General features: G+C 71.3%; 20 protein-coding genes and 1 riboswitch. Of the genes, 14 read left to right on the forward strand and 6 right to left on the reverse strand.

The window, feature by feature from the left end:
* Window positions 1-9 precede the first annotated feature (9 nt).
* Window positions 10-846 carry a hypothetical protein gene (locus tag AB0M08_RS34030; protein WP_364502424.1) on the forward strand — a complete coding sequence of 279 codons (837 nt, stop codon included), beginning with the start codon at window positions 10-12 and terminating at the stop codon, window positions 844-846.
* Here AB0M08_RS34030 and AB0M08_RS34035 read toward each other — a convergent pair.
* On the reverse strand, window positions 803-1,534 hold the full coding sequence (locus AB0M08_RS34035) for a hypothetical protein (RefSeq protein ID WP_364502427.1): 732 nt from the start codon (window positions 1,532-1,534) through the stop codon (window positions 803-805). The two genes, AB0M08_RS34030 and AB0M08_RS34035, sit on opposite strands and share 44 nt — an antisense overlap.
* 48 nt (window positions 1,535-1,582) lie before the next feature.
* On the opposite strand from AB0M08_RS34035, the gene AB0M08_RS34040 reads away from it, so the two are divergent.
* Window positions 1,583-2,056 (forward strand): MarR family transcriptional regulator, encoded by a 474-nt coding sequence (locus AB0M08_RS34040; protein WP_364502429.1) that lies wholly within the window; start codon window positions 1,583-1,585, stop codon window positions 2,054-2,056.
* Here AB0M08_RS34040 and AB0M08_RS34045 read toward each other — a convergent pair.
* Entirely contained in the window at window positions 1,992-2,912 is a 921-nt protein-coding gene (locus AB0M08_RS34045; RefSeq protein WP_364502432.1) for a LysR family transcriptional regulator, read from the reverse strand. The genes AB0M08_RS34040 and AB0M08_RS34045 overlap by 65 nt on opposite strands.
* A 71-nt stretch (window positions 2,913-2,983) precedes the next feature.
* Here AB0M08_RS34045 and AB0M08_RS34050 point away from each other — a divergent pair, with 71 nt between their 5' ends.
* From AB0M08_RS34050 to AB0M08_RS34060, 3 genes are all read left to right on the forward strand, one after another.
* Window positions 2,984-3,844: a dihydrodipicolinate synthase family protein gene (locus tag AB0M08_RS34050; protein ID WP_364502435.1), complete on the forward strand. Its 861-nt coding sequence runs from the start codon at window positions 2,984-2,986 to the stop codon at window positions 3,842-3,844.
* Window positions 3,845-4,181: 337 nt separating this feature from the next.
* A complete protein-coding gene (locus AB0M08_RS34055) occupies window positions 4,182-5,021 on the forward strand; it encodes a sugar nucleotide-binding protein (protein ID WP_364502438.1) in 840 nt (279 codons plus the stop codon).
* Between the two features lie 257 nt (window positions 5,022-5,278).
* Window positions 5,279-5,749: a DUF6882 domain-containing protein gene (locus AB0M08_RS34060; RefSeq protein WP_364502440.1), complete on the forward strand. Its 471-nt coding sequence runs from the start codon at window positions 5,279-5,281 to the stop codon at window positions 5,747-5,749.
* 383 nt (window positions 5,750-6,132) lie between these two features.
* Here AB0M08_RS34060 and AB0M08_RS34065 read toward each other — a convergent pair whose 3' ends face one another.
* A complete protein-coding gene (locus AB0M08_RS34065) occupies window positions 6,133-6,873 on the reverse strand; it encodes a class I SAM-dependent methyltransferase (RefSeq protein WP_364502443.1) in 741 nt (246 codons plus the stop codon).
* Window positions 6,874-6,971: 98 nt separating this feature from the next.
* Here AB0M08_RS34065 and AB0M08_RS34070 point away from each other — a divergent pair, with 98 nt between their 5' ends.
* The 3 genes from AB0M08_RS34070 to AB0M08_RS34080 all read left to right on the forward strand — a co-directional run bounded on the left by AB0M08_RS34070 (window position 6,972) and on the right by AB0M08_RS34080 (window position 10,747).
* A complete protein-coding gene (locus AB0M08_RS34070; protein WP_364502446.1) occupies window positions 6,972-7,523 on the forward strand; it encodes a GNAT family N-acetyltransferase in 552 nt (183 codons plus the stop codon).
* A gap of 1,032 nt (window positions 7,524-8,555) precedes the next feature.
* A complete protein-coding gene (locus AB0M08_RS34075; protein ID WP_364502448.1) occupies window positions 8,556-9,536 on the forward strand; it encodes a tyrosine-type recombinase/integrase in 981 nt (326 codons plus the stop codon).
* A 59-nt stretch (window positions 9,537-9,595) separates the two neighbouring features.
* Window positions 9,596-10,747, forward strand: coding sequence for an ROK family transcriptional regulator (locus AB0M08_RS34080; RefSeq protein ID WP_364502450.1), 1,152 nt, complete (start codon window positions 9,596-9,598; stop codon window positions 10,745-10,747).
* A 37-nt stretch (window positions 10,748-10,784) separates the two neighbouring features.
* On the opposite strand, the gene AB0M08_RS34085 is transcribed toward AB0M08_RS34080, so the two are convergent.
* Entirely contained in the window at window positions 10,785-11,123 is a 339-nt protein-coding gene (locus AB0M08_RS34085; protein WP_364502452.1) for a helix-turn-helix domain-containing protein, read from the reverse strand.
* Window positions 11,124-11,171: 48 nt separating this feature from the next.
* On the opposite strand from AB0M08_RS34085, the gene AB0M08_RS34090 reads away from it, so the two are divergent.
* The 3 genes from AB0M08_RS34090 (at window position 11,172) to AB0M08_RS34100 (ending at window position 14,006) form a co-directional block, all read left to right on the forward strand.
* On the forward strand, window positions 11,172-11,915 hold the full coding sequence (locus AB0M08_RS34090; RefSeq protein WP_364502455.1) for a hypothetical protein: 744 nt from the start codon (window positions 11,172-11,174) through the stop codon (window positions 11,913-11,915).
* Between the two features lie 700 nt (window positions 11,916-12,615).
* Window positions 12,616-13,164: a hypothetical protein gene (locus AB0M08_RS34095; protein WP_364502458.1), complete on the forward strand. Its 549-nt coding sequence runs from the start codon at window positions 12,616-12,618 to the stop codon at window positions 13,162-13,164.
* Window positions 13,165-13,247: 83 nt separating this feature from the next.
* Window positions 13,248-14,006 (forward strand): hypothetical protein, encoded by a 759-nt coding sequence (locus AB0M08_RS34100; protein WP_364502461.1) that lies wholly within the window; start codon window positions 13,248-13,250, stop codon window positions 14,004-14,006.
* Here the strand turns inward: AB0M08_RS34100 and AB0M08_RS34105 are convergent.
* Window positions 13,959-14,273 (reverse strand): SMR family transporter, encoded by a 315-nt coding sequence (locus AB0M08_RS34105; RefSeq protein ID WP_364502463.1) that lies wholly within the window; start codon window positions 14,271-14,273, stop codon window positions 13,959-13,961. The two genes, AB0M08_RS34100 and AB0M08_RS34105, sit on opposite strands and share 48 nt — an antisense overlap.
* A 17-nt stretch (window positions 14,274-14,290) precedes the next feature.
* A riboswitch (guanidine-III (ykkC-III) riboswitch) is annotated at window positions 14,291-14,362 on the reverse strand.
* Between the two features lie 38 nt (window positions 14,363-14,400).
* Here AB0M08_RS34105 and AB0M08_RS34110 point away from each other — a divergent pair.
* Window positions 14,401-15,204 carry a lysophospholipid acyltransferase family protein gene (locus AB0M08_RS34110; protein WP_364502465.1) on the forward strand — a complete coding sequence of 268 codons (804 nt, stop codon included), beginning with the start codon at window positions 14,401-14,403 and terminating at the stop codon, window positions 15,202-15,204.
* Between the two features lie 78 nt (window positions 15,205-15,282).
* On the opposite strand, the gene AB0M08_RS34115 is transcribed toward AB0M08_RS34110, so the two are convergent.
* The gene (locus AB0M08_RS34115) at window positions 15,283-16,023 is read right to left on the reverse strand and encodes a methyltransferase domain-containing protein (RefSeq protein WP_364502468.1); all 741 of its coding nucleotides are present in this window, start codon (window positions 16,021-16,023) and stop codon (window positions 15,283-15,285) included.
* Between the two features lie 170 nt (window positions 16,024-16,193).
* Between AB0M08_RS34115 and AB0M08_RS34120 the strand changes: the two genes are divergently transcribed.
* Window positions 16,194-16,805, forward strand: a complete 612-nt coding sequence (locus AB0M08_RS34120) for a MerR family transcriptional regulator (RefSeq protein ID WP_364502471.1) — start codon at window positions 16,194-16,196, stop codon at window positions 16,803-16,805.
* 35 nt (window positions 16,806-16,840) lie between these two features.
* A complete protein-coding gene (locus AB0M08_RS34125) occupies window positions 16,841-17,497 on the forward strand; it encodes a dihydrofolate reductase family protein (protein ID WP_364502474.1) in 657 nt (218 codons plus the stop codon).
* Window positions 17,498-18,389 lie beyond the last annotated feature (892 nt).

Raw genomic sequence — 18,389 nt, forward strand, 5'->3', positions numbered from 1 at the left:
TTCCGGATCATGGTCAGTGCGTGGGCGCTTTACCGCCTCAGTGATGACGAGATCCGCCTTCTGGGTGCCTACCGGGCGGCCGCGGAGATCGCCGCCGCGGCCGGCACCCCCGGCTGGGCGGGCCTGCGGGCGGCGTACCGGACGGCCTTCGGTGAGCCCGGCGTCAACGCACTGCCCGAGGTCGTCCGGCTGCTCGACGCGTCCGAGGCCCGGATCACCGCCGCGCCACCGGCCGAGTCCGGCGCCGCCCGGGCCGCTGAGCTGGCCACCTGGGAGCCCCGCACCCTGGCCCTGATGCGCGAGCAACCCGCCCGGTGGGACCGGCTGCACCGGGCGGGCCTGCCCGCGGACGCCGCCGCGTGGCGCGACCTCGCCACCGAACCCCGCTACCACACCGCGGCGCTGCGGAAATATCCCGACGAGGTACGGCGGGATTTCACCCGTACCCTGCAGGCCGCCCGCCGTGAACTCGCCCGCGGCTGGCGGCGGACCACCGGGGTGCCCCGCCGCTACCTGTCCGTCGACCGCACCCGGCTGCTGCGCGTCGAGCCGGTCACCGGGCCGCTGACCACGAACCCGTACTGGGACGACGCCCGCAACAGCCACGTCCTGCCCGAGGAGGTCGAGGCCCGCCTCGGCGAGAACCGCAGCGTCGCCCTGCTGGTCGGCAACGGCTGGATGCGCGGCCTGCGGTTGCCCCTGGTCTCCAGCGGCGACACGGGCGCCATCGTCTACCTCAAGCACCGCGACGTGACCGGGGTCCGGCAGTTCGGGATCGCCTTCGCCCGCGACCGGTGGCGGATCAGGCTCTCCGCGGAGACCGACCGGGTGCTGTCGTCTCTGTGATGAACCCGGCCACCCGCTCGTGCAGCCGGGCCGCCCCGATCGCCGCGGCCGCCCGGGCGATCTCCCGGGCCAGCAGCAGCGCACCCGCCGTGTCCCCGGTCTCCCGGGCCAGGACGGCGAGCAGCAACTGCTGGGAGAGCAGCCCGGGGATCATCCCGCCCCGCGCGCTCAACGCCGTGGCCCGCTCCCACCGTGCCGCAGCCGACGCCACGTCACCGTTCTCCAGATCGTGGTCGCCCAGGTGCCGCAGCGCCTCCCGCTCCAGGTAGATGTCGTCGTCCGCGGCCCGCAGCGCGGCCCTGTAGTGTCCCGGCGCCCGTTCCCGGTCACCCATCAGGTTGTCCGCGATCAACCCGAGCCACATCTGCGCCCACCCACGCCGCCGCTCGTCCGGGGCCGCCGCACTCAGCTCCGCACACCGCCGGTACAGGTCACCGGGATCGCCCGGCGTGCCGAGCTGCCGCGCGTACTCGTCCCGGAGGGTGAGCAACCGCAGGTCCCAGCCGTCACCGGCACAGCGCGTCAGCCGTCCGGCGGCCAGCTCCGTGCCCGCGAACCAGTCGCTCTCCACGGCACACTCGGCGGCCGTCAGCGCCGAACCGCCCGCGGCGTCCAGCAGGTCGAGCGCCTGCCCCCACTGCCCGGCCCGGGACAGGGCACGCGCGACCTCATCAATGTCCGTCATCATGGCCGGGGACGGTAGTTAAGCGAAAAACTATCCACAAGGAAACCACTTTTGCGTACGGACCGCATCGACGACCACGTGACCACCTGGGCGGACCACTTCGGGGTCGACCCGATCCAGGAAGCCATCATCGGACGGCTCAGCCTGCTCGGCCGGCACCTGACCCGGCTACGCCGCCACGCCCTGGACACCGGGGGACTCACCCACGGCGCCTTCAAGATCCTGCTGATGCTCCACCGCTGCGAGGCGAGCCCGTCGGAGCTCGCCGAGCGGCTCGGCCTGACCCGCGGCGCCCTCTCCGCCCGGCTACGCCCCCTGGAGGAGACCGGACTGATCACCCGCAGCGGCGAACCGGGGGACCGGCGGCGCGTCCGGGTCCGGCTCACCCCCGCCGGGCTGACCGCGTTCGATCAGCACCTCGACGTGGAGGTGCGGGGCGAGGCACACCTGCTGGCCGGGCTCAGCGAACCGGAACGGCGGGCTCTGGCGGACCTGCTGCGAAAGCTGGTGCTGGCCACCGAGTGACCAGGGCCGCCACCACCGCCGCGATCGCCGGATGACCACCCGCGCCCCGCCGGTACGCCACCCGGGTACGGCGCCGCGTGTCCAGGGGCACCAGATGCACGCCCGGCAACTCCTGCGCCACCGCCAGCTCCGGCACCAGCGACACCCCCTGACCGGCGCCGACCAGGGCGAGGACGGTCGCGAAGTCGTCGGCGCGGTGGCGTACCCGGGGCGTGAAACCCGCCGCCGCGCAGACCCGCAGCGTCACCTCGTGACAGAGCGTCCCCGCACTCGCCACGATCCACGGGGCGTCCCGGGCCAGCTCCACCGACCCGGCCGGCGCGACCACCGGCGACGCCAGGAACACCGTCTCGTCCAGCAGCGGCACCGAGTCCAGCGCCGTGTCCGCCTCCGCCGGCGCCAGGTCGTAATCGTGCAGCAGGCCCACGTCCAGACGCCGCTCCCGCAGCGCCGCCGGCACGTCCGCCGGGTCCAGCTCGGCCACCGTCAACTCCAGCGCCGGATGGTGATGCGCCAGGCTGACCAGCGCCGTCGGCAGCAGACTCCGGACCGCGCTCGGGTACGCGCCGATCCGCACCGGACCCGCCGGGCCCGTACGCACCGCGGCGAGCGCCGCCTCGGCCGCCTCCAGAGCCGCCAGGACCGCCTCGGACTGCCGTACCAGAAGAAGCCCCGCCGGGGTGAAACCCACCGTCCGGCCGGTCCGCTCCAGCAGCGGCACCCCCGCCTCCCGCTCCAGCGCCGCGAGCTGCTGCGACACCGCCGACGCCGTGTAGGACCGGGCCTGCGCGACCGCCGCGATCGTGCCCAGCCGCTCCAGATCACACAGAAGACCCAGTTTCCGTACGTCGAGCATCAGCTGAGCTTACGCCCACCCTAAGCAACGCGAACTGGACCTGATGCTCGCCCCACACCAGGCTGGACCCCATGGAAGGTGTCTACGTACCCCTGATCACGCCCTACCGCGCCGACGGCACCATCGCCTACGACGTCCTCGAAGACCTCGCCCGCGACATGCTGCTCTCCGGAGCCACCGGCCTCGTCGCCCTCAGCACCACCGGCGAAGCCGCCATGCTCAGCCCCGCCGAACGCCACGGCGTCCTCGACTCCCTCTCCCGCGTCTGCGCCCGGCACGGCGCACCCCTGCTCGCCGGCGGCACCCTCGCCGAACTCGCCACATTCCCCGAGGTCACCGCCGCCCTCAGCCTCGTCCCACCCTTCCACCGCCCCGGCCCCGACGGCGTCATCGCCCACTTCACCGCCCTCGCCTGCGCCAGCCCCGTCCCGATCGTCGTCTACCACGTCCCCGCCCGCACCGGCCAACCCCTCGACGCCACCACCCTGCGCCGCCTCGCCGCCATCGACGGCGTCCTCGGCATCAAGTACGCCACCGGCACCGTCGACACCGACCTGGTCACCCTGCTCGCCGACCCACCACCCGGCTTCGCCGTCCTCTGCGGCGACGACACCTTCCTCGCACCCATGCTCGCCCTCGGCGCCAGCGGCGGCATCCTCGCCTCCGCCCACCTGGCCACCACCGACTACGCCGACCTCGTCACCGCCTGGCAGACCGGCGACCTCACCCGAGCCCGCCCCCTCACCCGGAAACTCGCACCCCTCTCGACAGCACTCTTCGCCGAACCCAACCCCACCGTGCTCAAGAGCGTCCTCTACGCCCACGGCCGCATCCCCACCCCGGCGGTACGCCTCCCACTCGTCCCCGCGTCCGAACCCTCCGTCGACGCCGCCCTCGCCGCCGCCCAGCACCTGACGGCGAGCACGACGTGAGAACGACGGGCACGGCACGCGGAGCGCCTCCCGGTTCCGCCTGGCACTCACGGGGTTCCGGCTCGCACTCACGGGTGTCTCAGACCGGCCGACACACCCCACACCACCAGCCAGAACCCGCCCGCGGCCCACCCAGCAGGTTCACGACGCCGAGCGGGTGCACGGCCCGGTGCACCCGCAGGCACGCACCGGGACACGGTTCACCCCTCTCTCCGGCACCGTCTCAACCCCACCGCCCACCGTCGGCCGCCCGGCGCCCCCTTCTCCATGGCCGCACCGCCACGGGCGGGCGACGGTGGGCGGTGCGGGGAAACCCGACGGGGATAGGCTCCGCCACGTGACGAGGCGAGTGCTGGTTACCGGGGGAAGCGGATCGCTCGGGCGCCGCGTGGTGCTGCGGGCCGCCGAGGCAGGGTGGGAAGCCGTCGGCACCTACCTCGTACGGGAGACGGACACCGCCTCCGTACGGCTCGACATCCGGGAACCCGCGGACGTACGGCGAGTACTCGAACAGACCCGTCCCGACGCGATCATCCACACCGCCTCGGGACGCGACCGCAACGACTGGCCGGCCACCGCGGACGGAGCGGCCCACGTCAGCGTCGCGGCCGCGGCCCACGACATACGACTGGTCCACGTCTCCAGCGACGCGATCTTCTCCGGCCGCGACGCCGACTACGACGAGAGCGCGCTACCCGACCCGGTCTACCCGTACGGAGCGGCCAAAGCGGCAGCCGAGACCGCCATCACGGCGATCCACCCGGCAGCGGCGATCGTCCGGACCTCCCTGATCCTCGGCGGCGGAGTACCCGGAAACGGGGGAGGAGCCCACGAGACACTCACCCACGACCTGATCGCCGGACGGGTCCGCGGCGCGCTCTTCACCGACGAGATCCGCAAGCCCGTCCACGCCGACGACCTGGCCGACGCACTCCTCGAACTCGCCGGCACCGACTACACCGGCGTCCTCAACGTGGCCGGCGCCGACGCGCTCAGCCGCTACGACCTCGGCGTCCTCGTCGCCCACCGCGACGGACTCGACCACACCGCCATCCCGGCCACCACCATCGCCGCCCTCGGCCTGAACCGGCCACCCGTCCTGCGCCTGACCACCGACCGCGCCAAGCAGCTGCTCAACACCCGCCTGCGCGGCGCCACCGAATTCCTCACCCCTTGACCTCGTCCCGCCCCCGCAGGTCCCGTCTGACGGCGCGATCCCGGGCGGGGAGAGCCGCCACGGTCCGGTGCCTTCGCCGTCTCGCCGTGCCGCCGTGCCGCCCTCCGCGTGCCGCCCTCCGCGTGCCGCTTCTCGCGCTCCCCGGCGCTCCCCGGCCGCTTCCCCAAGCGTGAGCGGGGACGTCGCCGAGAATTACGATTTTCGACACACTGCCTCCCGCGCGCCCACGGCTCAGGGTCTTCCTCTAGGTTGACCGCGTGGACCGACTTGATCACAACCTGTGGGAGCGTTACTCCGAGGCCGCCCGCGACCGCGTCCAGCGGCGGCAATCCTCGATGACCGTGCAATACGAGCTGCACACAGGGGATGTACAGCACTACTGGACCATGGCCGACTCCAGCATCGCCTGGTCCCGCGCCGGCAAGCCCTTCCTCTACGGCAGGTTCACCCTGATCGGCACCGTCGCCCACGGACCCCGCACCTGGCTGTGGTCCTGGGCCAACGAGACCCTGCCCAGCAACGTGCTCGGCGACATGGACAAGGTCCGCCGCTACGGCGAAGAGCACGGCTTCCCGCTGCTCTCGGCGCCGGGCTTCCAGATCGACCCCAAGTCCCTCAGCCAGGCCCAGATGGTCGCCGCCGACATCCTCGGCGCCGACGGCCTCTGGTCCGAACAGGGCAAGGACGTCGACCTGTACTTCGCCCTGCACGACCTCAAGCGCGTCTGACCCCCGATCCGCTGAGTCCCTGACCCTCCTGTCTCCTGCCCCTTCTGCTCCCCGCCGGCTCTAGGGCGAAGCCCCTTCGCCCTGCACGGCCACCCCACATCCGGCACCGGACCGCCGTCACCGGACCGCCGGCACCCCGCCACCCTGTCACCCCGCCGCGCCGCCGCGCCGCTGTCACCCGAAGTCGCGGGACGACGGTGACCGCGTTCGCAGACGTCGCCGGAGCGAACCGGTAAGCGTGTCGACGACCGCCGCCACACCGGGCACCCGCCACCGCGCACTCGTCTCCGCGCCCTTCCTTGCTTCCGGCTGGTCAGGGCACGTGCCGTTCGTGGCCGCACAGGCCGCTTCCCGGCGTACCCGCAAGAAGCCTTTGATCCGAATCAGACAGGCAAGCGGTAGACCGAGACGTGGGAACGCGACGTGGCAGTAAACGGCGCGCCGGACCAGTCGGCGTGCCGCGACTCCAGGGTGAAGCCGGCGAGCTGGGCCATCAGATCGAGCTCGGCGGGCCAGATGTAGCGGTGCGGGGTCCGGAAGACCTCCGCGCGCGTGCCGCCGTCGCCGAACCGGAAATGATGAGAAACGACCCGCTGGTGCAGCACGTCATACGTGTCGAGGCCGATGTAGCCGGGCTCCTGGTGCCAGACCGTCGCCTCCGTGCCCGGTGGCAACTTGCGCAGCTCGGGAACCCACAGCTCGATCACGAAGCAACCGCCCGGGCCGAGATGACGTGCCGCGTTGCGGAAACAGGCGACCTGCTCCGGCTGGGACAACAGGTTCGCAATCGTGTTGTACACCAGGTAGACCAGCGAGAACCGGCCCTCCACCCGCGCCGACGACATGTCACCGGCGGTCACCGGGATCGCCTGCCCGCCGGCCTTCTCCCGCAACCGCGCGATCATCGGCTCGGACAGCTCGACGCCGGAGACCGGCACGCCGCGCCCGGCCAGCGGGATCGCGACCCGGCCGGTGCCGATCGCGAACTCGAGCGCACGGCCACCGCCCGCGAGCTCCGCCAGGCGGCCGACCGTCGGATCGAGCACCTCGGGAGCGAACATGCCGCTGCCCGGGGTGTCGTAGCGCTGCGCGGCGTCGGCGTCCCAAACCTCCTCCTGAAGCACCCGCCCAGACTGGCCGTCCCGCGACACCCGCGTCCACCGAATTTCGGCCGGATCCCGTGTTAGGCCCCTGTTACCGCCCGGGCGGCAGAATGACCCGCGTGACAACACTTCAGACCGAACGGCTCGCCCTCCGGCAGTGGCGCGACGACGACCTGGACGCGCTCGCGGCCATGAACGCGGACCCGGAGGTGATGCGCTACATCATGGACGGCGCCGTCCGCGACCGCCCGCAGACCGAGGCCGGGCTGCGCCACATGGTCAAGATCTGGGAGGAGCATGCGTTCGGGCTGTTCGCGATCGATGTGCGGGAGACGGGGGAGTTCGCCGGGTGGGCGGGGCTCTCGGTGCCGGAGTTCCTGCCCGAGGTGATGCCCACGGTGGAGATCGGGTGGCGGCTCGCCCGGGAGCACTGGGGGCAGGGGTATGCGACGGAGGCGGCTACCGCGGCGCTGCGGTTCGGGTTCGAGGAGCGCGGACTGGAGCGGGTGGTCAGCATCCGCCATAGGGAGAACGACAGGTCACGCCGGGTGATGGAGAAGCTGGGCATGGCGCACGGATTCGACACGGTCGTCCCGGCGAACGGCCAGCCGGTGGCGGTTCACGCGATCAGCAGAGATCAATATCTTGGTGGGGGAGCAGGGGAGAGCTGAATACGGGGAGCCATGGCTTGAGCACGCCGGACGGCCGCGTGACGGTCGATGCGCCGCGCCCGCTCGGGGCGCGCTCGGCGGCGAAGGGAGGGGAGTGGCACTGTCGTCAACCTTGGGTTGACGACAGTGGATTGCGGCCCGGAGGTGAATTCGCGCGAAACCGCCTATCACCCAAGATCCACTCGGGGGCGGGTCGCCAAACCCGTGACGAGACGCGATGGCGCCCACGAGTCGGGCAACGTCGCGAAAGGACAACGAGGGCATCCGTCGGCGACACGCGCCCTGGACGCGTGTCGCCGCTTGCGCTGACGGATGCGTGAGCGAAATGCGTGTGGACCGCCGAGCTCGCGGTTCCGGCGTTGCGGTTGGGCGTTGCGGTGACGCGGCGATGCTGCGGGATGAGTCCGCGGATCGCGCTGGGCAGATCGCGCTGGGCGGCCAGCCTTCGTTTGCGGGCAAATTTTGCGCTCCCAGCGCTGGTCGATAATCTACATTATGTCAACCTGAACGCGGAAAACAGGGGTCGACGGCGAAGTGGGACTTCCCCGGTTTGCGCGAGTTTCCGGCACGGCACGGCGGGGCGGGACGTGGCCGCGGTGGCGGCATGCCGGCTGGGCGACGGAGATTCCCCGGCAACCGCGTTGTCCGCCCATTGGGTCGGGCGCGCTCTGGGTGCGGAGCCGCGCTCGCGTTTTGAGCGCGGCGAGGGCGGGATCGGGCGTACTGGAAAAGGAGCGTGACCGGGCCTCCCCGCCGGCGCCGCCGACGTGATGAGCGGAAGGCGCGGGATGGGCCGGAGTGGGGCGGAGATCGCGGCCCCTCCCCGACTCCGGTCCGAAGAGGGGCTGCCGAGGGAGGCGCGCGACGGGGTTTCCTGGCCGGGACGCCCCTGGCGGATGGCCCGGTCGGATGGCGACGGTGTGGGATGCGGATGCGAGTTCACATATCCGGGCGAAAGGGGTGGATGGGTTAGGTCGGGCGTGTTAGGGTCCTCCAGGAACGAATGCGGATATTTGCTGCATAATATCTCTTATGCAGCACGAAACAACGCGGGTGGAGAACGGCGCGCAGGTGACGGCGCTGATGGAGTTGGTGGACGAGTTCCTGGCGGCGCGGGCGGTGCGGAAGCCGTCGGTGAACACGCTGTCGGCGTATGAGCGGGATCTTCGGCTGGTCCTGGCGCTGGTGCAGCCCTCCCCTGCGGATCCGGCGGACCTCTCCCCTCGCCTGCTGCGGGTGGCGTTCGCGCGGTTCGCGGCGGACCGGGCGCCGGCTTCGGTGGCGCGGGCGTGGTCGTCGTGGAATGCGTTCTTCACGTTTCTCGTCACGGAGGGTGTGGTGGCGGGGAATCCGATGTCGGCGGTGGACAAGCCGCGGGCGGTGGCGCACTCCCCCAAGCCGTTGCGGGGTGAGGATACGCCGGAGACGTTGTTGCGGGAGGTCAGCAAGGTTGACGAGCGGCAGCGTGATCCGTGGCCGGAGCGGGATGTGCTGGTGCTGGCGTTCGCGTTGTGTGCGGGTCTGCGGTTGTCGGAGTTGTTGGCGCTGCGGGTCGGTTCGGTGAGTGGTCGTGACGGTGAGCGACGGGTTGAGGTGGCCGGGAAGGGTGGGCGGCCGCGGGTGGTGCCGATCGATTCCGGTCTGGACGCGGTGGTGGTGCGGTATCTGGCGAGCCGGCGGGTGCGGTTCGGGCGGGCGGAGCCGGCTGCTCCCCTGCTGGTGGATCGGGAGGGTGCGCCGTTGCGGCGGGGTGGGTTGCAGTATCTGGTGCGGTCGTGCTTCCGGCGGGCGGGGGTGGGTGACCGGGTGCCGCGGGGTGCGCAGTTGCATGCGTTGCGGCATACGTTCGCGACGCGGTTGGCGGAGGACGGGGCGAACGCGTCGGAGATCATGCATCTGTTGGGGCACGCGTCGTTGGCGACGTCGCAGAACTACATCGAGGTGACGGCGGATCAGCAGCGTGCGGCGGTGCGCGCGAACCGTACGAATCAGGTGTTGCGGGACCTGGCGTAGCCGGTGAGGCGGTTGGGGACGCCGGCGGTGGCCGGGAGCGGTGGGACGGTGAGGGTGGGATGGGCAGACAGCGGTCGAGTCTGGGTGGGCTGTTGCGGCAGGTGCATGTGAGTGGGCCGTTGTCGCGGGCGGTGTTGGCGGAGCGGATGGGGGTGAATCGGAGCACGATTCTGGCGTTGACGGCGGAGTTGGCCGGGGTGGGGCTGGTGCGGGAGGAGCCTCCGTCGGGGGTGTCGGGGGCGGGGCGGCCGTCGCTGGTGGTGTGTCCGGAGTCGGAGCGGTTCTGGGTGCTGGCGTTCGATGTGGCGGTGGATCGGCTGGTGGCGGCGCGGGTGGGACTGGGTGGTCCGGTGCTGGATCGGCGGGAGGTGCCGCGGTCGCGGGCGGGGGTGGATCTGGACACGGTGGTCCGGGATCTGGTGGCGATGGGGCGGGAGTTGGTCGGTGCTGCCCCGGGTCGGTGTGTGGGGGTGGGTGCGTCGTATTGCGGGATGATCCGGCCCGGGGACGGGATGGTCCGGTATGGGCCGGAGTTGGGCTGGGTGGATCAGGCGTTCGGTACGGAGTTGCGGAAGGCCCTGGATCTGGGTGTGCCGGTGGTGGTGGGTAATGAGGCGCATCTGGGTGCGCTGGCGGAGTTCGCGCGTGGGGCGGGTGCGGGGTGTCCGGATCTGATCTATCTGCATGGTGATGTGGGGGTGGGTGGCGGGATTCTGGTGGGCGGCCGGTTGATGGGTGGTGAGTCGGGTTATGGGTGCGAGGTCGGGCACATGCTGGTGAATCCGTCGGTGTCGGCGCGGCCGTGTCTGTGTGGTTCGCGGGGGTGTCTGGAGGCGGAGACGGGTGAGTACGCGTTGCTGGATGCGGCCGGTGGTGGTGGGTCGGTCGCGTCGGTGGTGCGGGCTGCGGTGGCCGGTGAGGTGTGGGCGGGGCGGGCGGTGGCGGAGATCGGTGATTGGCTGGGTATCGGGGTGGCGAATCTGATCAATTTGTTCAACCCGGGTGTGGTGATCTTCGGCGGGATGTTGCGTGACGTGTATGCGGTGGCGGCTCCGCAGGTGGGTACGCGGATCGAGCGGCATGCGATGCCGGTGTCGCGGGAGCGGGCGCGGTTGCGGTTGTCGGAGTTGGGGTGGGATGCGGCGTTGATCGGTGCGGCGGATCTGGGTTTCGGCGGGTTGTTGTCGGATCCGGTGGGTGCGCTCTCCTGATCTCTGCGGTGGTTCGGGGTAAGCACAGGGTCGGCGGTCAGGGTCGGCGGGTGTGGTGGTCGGCGGCCCATTCGCCGAGGGCGATGATCAGGGGTAGCAGGGTGCGGCCGGCGTCGGTGAGGGTGTATTCGGCGCGCTGGGGTGTGCGGACGCGGCTGATCAGGTTCTCCTGTTCGAGGTGGCGCAGGGTGCGGGTGAGGATGCGCCGGCTGACGCCGTGGATGGTGCGGTCGAGTTCGTTGAAGCCGTAGGGCTGTTCGGCGAGCAGGGCGAGTAGGACGACGGTCCATTTCTGGCCGACGAGGCGCAGGATGCCGGTGGCGGCGCAGTTGTCGTGGTCGCTTTCGGTCACGGGCAGCGGCAGCACGGGTGACATGGATGTGCCTTCTTTCGGCGGGGTGCCCTGGGCTTCGACGATGGGTGCATGCGGACGGTGGTGATCGCGGGTGGTACCCGTGGGATCGGTGGTGCTCTGGCTTCCCGGTTGCGGGCGGGTGGGGATGAGGTGGTGGCTCTGGGGAGTGCTGATGCGGATCTGTCGTCGGTGGCGGCGACGCGGGCGTTGCTCTCCCGGTTGCCGGGCCGGGTGGATGTGCTGGTGCTGGCGGCGGGCCGGTTCAGTCAGCGGCGGGTGGTGACCGCGGAGGGGCTCGAACAAACGTTCGCCATCGGGGTGATGGCGCGGTTTCTGCTGGCGGAGGGGTTGCGGGCGGCGTTGGCGCGGTCGGCGGCGCCGGTGGTCGTGAGTCTGTGCGGCACGGGTGGTATCCGGGCGGGGCGGATCCACTGGGACGATCTGCAGTTGGAGCGGGGGTATCGGTTGTTCACGGCGACGATGCAGGGTGCGCGGGCGAATGACCTGCTGGGGGTGGGTTTTGTGGCGCGGGAGCCGCGGATTCCCTATGTCCTGTACAACCCGTTGATGGTGGACAGTGGGATGCACCGGTATCTGGATCAGCCGGGGCGTGCGGTGATGGGTGTCGCGGCGCGGTGGTTCGGTGAGTCGGTCGGGAGGGCCGCCGCGCGTCTGGAGGGGTTGCTGGCCGCTCCCCCGTCGGCGCCGTTGACCGCGTGGCGGCGGGGGACGCCGGTCGTGGTGTCGGGTTCCGGGTTCGACCCGGTGGCGGCCGCGAGGCTTTACGGGGTTCTGGCTGATCTTGCCGGTTGAGTGTTTCGTCATGGCGGTCACCGTAGCGCGGCCGGCCGACATTTCTTCTGCCGTGTGAGTGGGCTGTGGATGACGGGTCCGGAGAATGGCGGCGGGGTGCTGTAATGGTTCCGGCGCGCCGTGGTGCACCCGGTGAGGAGACCGTCGTGGGTTCTGGGGTGTCCTCATCTGACCTCGGCGTTTCTCCGTTGACGTGGGCCGGGCTGTTGCCCCTCGCGTCGGCTTCCGGCTGCCTGCGGGCGCTGGTTCACATCGATCTCTGATCGTATTCTCATGGGGCCCTCATGCCCTTTTCGGTTATCGCTCATCGTGAGGGGTTTTAATGAGTCATACCGATTTTCGCCGTACGGTCGTCGAGGAGTTCCGCGCCAACGGCGGGCGCTGGGAGCAGTGTTGGCGGGGTCGACTCTGGCGCTGTTGAGGACGGTGGGCGCCGGGAACGCCGCGGCGGAGCACCGATCAGGCCTGTCCTGCTCGGTGGCACCGGGTGCCGGGTCGAGGGCCGGGGTGGCGAGGTTCGAAGGGCTGGCGCGGAGCCGCGTGCGGGTGCGCATCAGGTGGTCTTCGGCGGGCCGGCGGGGGGTGGTGTCGGCGCTGTGCTGAACGGGTGAGTCGGGGTGTCGGCGCGGGGCTTTTCGGGCACAGGTTGATCTACGATATGCGTCATTTGTCAGATTCTTGCGTGACAGCGGGGGGATCCATGCGCCCAGTGTTTGCTCTGAACGCCACCGTCAGGGCCGCGTCCATCGCCGCGCTCGGGGTCGCTGTGCTCGGGGGCGCCGGCGGCGGGTCCGTTCTCGGCGGCGGGCCGGCGCGGGCGGCGGTGCGGTTCGATCCCGAGAGCCTCAGCGGATTCGTGGACGCGGTCGACGTACGGCAAGCGCTTGGTCTTGATGCTGATCCGGCGGCGGTCGCGTTTCATCTGAACACGGACGTCGACGACGACTATGCGGCGGCGTGCGGGGCGCGGGAGATCACCGTGGTGCATCACGAGCAGTACATGACCCAGTGGCTGATCTCCACGGTGGCCGGTGCCGGGTATGCGATCGACGGATCGGATCAGGCGATCTCCGGCACCACCGCTCCCCCGCGCGACGGCGACGGCTGCGCGGGCACGCACGTGCTCGCCGGGGTGCACCGGACACGACGGACCACCGAGCGGACGTTGATCGCGGCGGCGGACGGCCGGGAGGGTACGGTGCTGCGGACCCGTGACGTCAGTCCTCGATACGGTGCGCCGGGACGCTGACGGCGGCGAGCCGTGCGGCTGTTGTCGGTGGGTCCTGGTACAAAGAAGCCCTCTCATACAGGCGTACGAAGGTGGTTGGGATCATGGCGGCGGCAGGCGTGGATGCCCGCGGTTTGAGTGACGAGGAATTGCAGGGGATCCGGGACGCGCTGGCGGCCGGGCGCAAGCCGAAGGTGCAGTTCACCGAGTCGGCGGGGCAGATCTCCGGGCAGATCGGCCAGGTGGTGGGGCTGGAGGATCCGGCGGTCTCCGACGAGTGGGTGGTGGTCCGGTTCGGCCGTGACGAGCTGCCCTTCTCCCCCGGTGACCTGCGGATCGCCCCGAAGGGAGCGGTGCCGCGTAAGGCCGCGGCGCCGCCGGAGCCGGAACCGGCGCCCGACCCGGTGCTCTCCGGGCCGGAGTTTCTGATCGACAAGCCGCTGCCGCCCCGGCCGGCACCGGTGCAGCGCAAGGCAGAGGAACCCAAGGGTGAGGACGGTAACGTGACGGCTCCAGCACCTCGCAAGGCGGCCCGGCCGGTCAAGGCCAAGCCGTCGCCGGCGCTGACGGTGACCCTGTCCTACGCCGACGGCGAGTGGACGGTCGGCGCGAACCAGGGCGCGAAGGCCCTGGCCCGGCCGTATGTGATCCGTCCCGCCGAGGCGTTGAAGATGGTGTCGCTGATCGACGTGCCGGGCGTGCACGAGGCCGTCGAGCAGATCATGTCGACCGAGCGGGCCGACGCGGAGCAGCAGGCCACCCGGTTACGGGCGGAGCTGGCCGAGGTCGAGGCGCGGCTCGCCGAGCTCGGCCTGTCAGTGGGCGAACTTGAGGCCGGCCACACCGGCGACGACCAGCAGTAGGCAGAGGATCCGGACCGGGGAGGCGTGCTCGCCCAGCGCGAGCATGCCGACCAGGGCGGTGCCGACCGTGCCGATGCCGACCCACACGGCGTATCCGGTGCCGATCGGCAGGGTGCGCAGCGCGTAACCGAGCCCGGCCATGCTCGCCACCAGGGCGACGCCGAAGATCACGGTGGGGACCGGGCGGGAGAAGCCGGCGCTGCGCTGCAGGGCGATCGCCCAGACGGTCTCGAGCAGGCCGGAGACGACGAGAACAAGCCAAGCCATGACGACACACCTCGGGGAAGGCGGTCGTCTTGTCAGGCCGGGTACGACACGCAACTCGTCCGGGGCGGTCACGGGAGTCGCGGCGCCGTCACCCAAGGTAGCACGCGTGTGCCAGGATGTGCGCCCTATGAAAACGTCCCCGACCCGGCGGGCGCCCCTGCTGTGGCGCTTCCTGCTCGCCCTCTCCCGCGTGGTGATCTTCCCGGTCTGCCGGCTCCGGGTGCACGGCGGCGTCCCGGACGGGCTGCGCGGCGGGCCGGTGATCCTGGCCGCCAACCACGTCAGCCCGTTCGACCCCCTGGTCATGGTCGCCGCCTGCCACAAGGCCGGGATCGCACCGCGGATCATGATGACCGGGGGGCTGTTCGACGCGCCGATCGTCGGCGCCGCCATGCGCGCCTGCGACCACATCCGTGTCGATCGGCACACCGCCCGGGCCGCCGACGCGCTCCCGGCGGCCGCGCAGGCCCTCAAGGACGGTGCGATGGTCCTGGTCTACCCGGAGGGCAGGATCGGTCTCGACCCGTGGATGTGGCCCGAGCGCGGCAGGACCGGCGTCGCCCGGATGGCCGCGCTCACCGGCGCGCCGGTCCTGCCGGTCGCCCAGTGGGGCGCGCACGCCGTGCTGCCCTACGAGGCGCCGACCCGCATCGTCCGGGCCCTGCTGCGGGCGCTGTGGCGGCGTCCGGTGGTCCGGGTCGGTTTCGGGCAGCCCGTCGACCTGTCCGGGGTCACCGGCACGCCCGGGGCGCAGGCGATGCGCGCCACCCGCCTGATCATGGACGGTCTCGACCGGGCTCTCGCGCCGCTGCGCGCCGACGAGATGCAGACCCCCAAGGTGATCGACACCTCCCGCCCGGTGGATCTCTCCCGGGTGCGTCCCCGTCCTTCCGATCCCTCCGGTACGTCCTATCCCTCCGGTACGTCCTAGAGCGCGTCCCCGGGCCCTCCCGCGCCGGCGGCCGGGCGGTCCATGATCAGGCCGGCGGCCGGGCCGGTGGGACGCGGCCTACCCGGTGCCGCGCAGCACCAGCAGGTCGAGGTGGTCGATCACCGGGCCGGTCTCGGTCAGCGCGGCCTGGTTCAGCCGGGCCACCCCCGCCTCGTACTCCGCGTCGGTGATCAGCTGCAGCGGGGTGTGCGCCTCCCGCCGCAGGGTGGCCGCGACGTCCGCCAGCGACGGCGCGGTGACCTGTGGCACCTGTTCCAGAGCGGTCACCGTGAACCCGGCCCGGCCGAACGCCGCGGTGACCTGCTCGACGCCCGGGAACGAGCGCAGCACCCGGACCGCCTCCGGGAACCAGCGGAACAGGGTGATCCCCTCGTGCCGCCCGGCGAACGCCGACCGGATCAGCACCGTGCCGCCGGGCCGCAGCACCCGGCGCAGCTCCCGGGCCGCCGCGTCCAGATCGGGCACATGATGGATCACCGTGGACAGCCAGGCCGCGTCCACACTCGCGTCCGGCAACGGTAGCGCGGCCGCGTCGCCGTCGGCCACCGGCCGGACCATCGAGCGGTCCCGCATCGCCGCGGACGGCTCCACCGCGGTGACCCTGATCCCGGGGAACCAGCGGCCGAAGTTCCGCGCCCAGCTGCCGGTACCCGACCCGACGTCGACCAGGTGCGTGCCCGGTCCCGGGTTCAGGTGGGCCCGGACGGCGTCGCGCCAGGCACCGGCCTGGTCCTCGTCGAGGTGCCGGGTGGTGGCGAACGCCGCGGCGTCCGCCCGGTCGTACGCGATACGCGCCATATCGATCACTCAACCCGGTACCCGGCACATCGGACAACCGGAAATGCCACGCCTCACACCTTGAACCTGACCCAAGGGCAAGGCCTAGCGTCATTCCCGGAGCCGGACGTTCCCGGGCGGACGTTCCCGGAGCCGGGCGGAGAGGGACACGAGACGGAGAGGGGTGCGAGATGGACGGGCAGCACCGGTGGCGGGTCGGCGAGCTGGCCCGGGCCACCCGCGTCACGGTCCGCGCGCTGTACCACTACGAGCGGCTCGGCCTGCTCACCCCGTCCGCCCGGACCGGCGGCGGCCACCGCTGCTACACCGACGACGACGTGCGCCGCCTGCACGTGATCGTCGCCCTGCGCGGGTTCGGGCTGACCCTCGCCCAGATCCGCGACACCCTCGGCACCGCGCGGGGCGACCCGGTCGGCCTGATCCGCCGCCAGCTCGCCGAGGCCGACGAGCGCATCCGCCAGGCCACCCGCCTGCGGGAACGGCTCACCACCGTCCTGGACGCGCTCGAGCACCTGCGCACGCCGTCGACCACCGATTTCATCCACCTGATCGAGGAGAGGATCACCATGAGCCGGCCCCTGACCCCCGAACAGCTCGCCGCGATGAGCCGCCGCCGCACCGCGTTCGCGGCGTCGCTCACCGAGGAGGAACTCGCCGCGATGAACCGGCACCGCCGGGAGGCCACGGCCGCCCTGACACCGGATCAACTCGCCGCCATGCAGGCCGAACGCGCCCGTCACCGTCCGGTGAACGGGGCAGCGGGACCGGCCACCGGCTCCTAGAGTTCTGTGCAGATCACCACGATGAGGAGCCCGGCATGTCGCTCGTACGCGTCCACAACTTCTCCGTCTCCCTCGACGGGTACGGCACCGGGGAGGGCCAGGCGCTGGAGACACCGTTCGGTCACGCCGGTTCGCGGCTGATGGAGTGGGCGTTCGAGACGCGCACCTTCCGCGAGATGGGCCTGCACGGCACGACCGCCGGGTCGCACGGCGTCGACGAGGCGTTCGCCAGCAACTGGGCGACCGGCATCGGCGCCGAGATCATGGGCCGGAACAAGTTCGGCCCGCAGCGCGGTCCGTGGGCCGACGAGAAGTGGAAGGGCTGGTGGGGCGAGAACCCAGTGTTCCACACCCCGGTGGTCGTGCTCACCCACCACCCGCGGCCGGCGCTGGAGATGGAGGGCGGGACGACCTTCCACTTCCTCGACGCCGACCCGGCCACCGCCCTGGCGAAGGCCCGCGAGCTGGCCGGCGGCGGGGACGTGCGCATCGGCGGTGGGGTCGACACGGTGCGGCAGTTCCTGCGGGCCGACCTGATCGACCGGATGCACATCGTGCTGGTGCCGATCCTGCTCGGCCGCGGCGAGCGGCTCTGGGACGGCCTCGAAGCCCTGGAGGAGCGGTTCACCATCGCGTCGACGCCGTCCCCGGCCGGGGTCACCCACCTGACGTTCGAGCGGCGCCACCGGTAAGGGGTTGAGGAACTGCGGAGGAGATCCTCGGCGTCAACGTCGAGGACCTGGACCTCGCTGGGCGCCGCTGCCCGGTCAAGGCCAAGGGCGCCCGCCGCCGCGGCCAGGTTTGCGAGGACTTCGTGTTGGAGCCCGTGTATCGGGACGTTTGCCCGGACACCGGGTTCGCCCGGCTGTCGCACGGGCAGGCCCGCACCCTGCTGGACGAGCACACCGCCGTCGGCGGCACGCCCGGCGGAGGTATTTCCACCCTCCCCCTGAGGCAATCGCCGAGGTCACCAGTGTGCTCGCTCCCGCAGACAGCCGGCGCTGATCGTCACGTGCTGGCGAGCCGCCACAGCGAAGTGACTTGGGGTGTTGGTAAGAAACGTGTGCTGAACCGCAAAGTAGGCGACTTTTCCCAGGCTGAGGTGGCTGTCGAACACCTTGATGGCGTGCGCTGACTCGTAGACAGCCAGCGCCTTGGCTGTCGGGTGATCACGGTGAGGCCGCATCGGCGAGCCGCGAAGGGCTCGACCTGGCAGGCGAAAGTCGTGGTTTCGCCTGCGATGTCAGCGGGGCGGGTCGCCGAAGACCGTGCCCGTGAACAGAGTCGGCATCAACGATGGTCAGCCGTCGCGTCGGCGTGGCCGATCGAAGATGCTGCGCTACGTCGAGTCCCGCGAAGCGCCGTCCCGCTCGACCTGTCAATCACCGAATAACGGCGGTGGATGGCGGAACTGAATGCCGTCTCAATCCGGAGCCAGGTGCCATGCGCGAACGCACGCGGCGACCTGGCGACGGGCATTGTCCGTCGCCTAGACGAGTGATGACGGGTGTTAGCTGCGCGTTCAGTGGTCGTAGGCGATCAGGCTGCGGGTGACCGGTTGGCCGGTTTTGTGGTTGTGCCAGA

This window comes from Actinoplanes sp. NPDC051851 (genome assembly GCF_040681165.1).
Classification (GTDB): domain Bacteria; phylum Actinomycetota; class Actinomycetes; order Mycobacteriales; family Micromonosporaceae; genus Actinoplanes.

What these genes read in the sequence shown, in the direction of transcription:
- AB0M08_RS34030 (WP_364502424.1), top strand. Translation starts at nt 10, where the DNA reads ATGGTCAGTGCGTGGGCGCTTTACCGCCTCAGTGATGACGAGATCCGC.
- AB0M08_RS34035 (WP_364502427.1), bottom strand. Translation starts at nt 1,534, where the DNA reads ATGATGACGGACATTGATGAGGTCGCGCGTGCCCTGTCCCGGGCCGGG.
- AB0M08_RS34045 (WP_364502432.1), bottom strand. Translation starts at nt 2,912, where the DNA reads ATGCTCGACGTACGGAAACTGGGTCTTCTGTGTGATCTGGAGCGGCTG.
- AB0M08_RS34050 (WP_364502435.1), top strand. Translation starts at nt 2,984, where the DNA reads ATGGAAGGTGTCTACGTACCCCTGATCACGCCCTACCGCGCCGACGGC.
- AB0M08_RS34075 (WP_364502448.1), top strand. Translation starts at nt 8,556, where the DNA reads ATGCAGCACGAAACAACGCGGGTGGAGAACGGCGCGCAGGTGACGGCG.
- AB0M08_RS34080 (WP_364502450.1), top strand. Translation starts at nt 9,596, where the DNA reads ATGGGCAGACAGCGGTCGAGTCTGGGTGGGCTGTTGCGGCAGGTGCAT.
- AB0M08_RS34085 (WP_364502452.1), bottom strand. Translation starts at nt 11,123, where the DNA reads ATGTCACCCGTGCTGCCGCTGCCCGTGACCGAAAGCGACCACGACAAC.
- AB0M08_RS34090 (WP_364502455.1), top strand. Translation starts at nt 11,172, where the DNA reads ATGCGGACGGTGGTGATCGCGGGTGGTACCCGTGGGATCGGTGGTGCT.
- AB0M08_RS34095 (WP_364502458.1), top strand. Translation starts at nt 12,616, where the DNA reads ATGCGCCCAGTGTTTGCTCTGAACGCCACCGTCAGGGCCGCGTCCATC.
- AB0M08_RS34100 (WP_364502461.1), top strand. Translation starts at nt 13,248, where the DNA reads ATGGCGGCGGCAGGCGTGGATGCCCGCGGTTTGAGTGACGAGGAATTG.
- AB0M08_RS34105 (WP_364502463.1), bottom strand. Translation starts at nt 14,273, where the DNA reads ATGGCTTGGCTTGTTCTCGTCGTCTCCGGCCTGCTCGAGACCGTCTGG.
- AB0M08_RS34110 (WP_364502465.1), top strand. Translation starts at nt 14,401, where the DNA reads ATGAAAACGTCCCCGACCCGGCGGGCGCCCCTGCTGTGGCGCTTCCTG.
- AB0M08_RS34115 (WP_364502468.1), bottom strand. Translation starts at nt 16,023, where the DNA reads ATGGCGCGTATCGCGTACGACCGGGCGGACGCCGCGGCGTTCGCCACC.
- AB0M08_RS34120 (WP_364502471.1), top strand. Translation starts at nt 16,194, where the DNA reads ATGGACGGGCAGCACCGGTGGCGGGTCGGCGAGCTGGCCCGGGCCACC.
- AB0M08_RS34125 (WP_364502474.1), top strand. Translation starts at nt 16,841, where the DNA reads ATGTCGCTCGTACGCGTCCACAACTTCTCCGTCTCCCTCGACGGGTAC.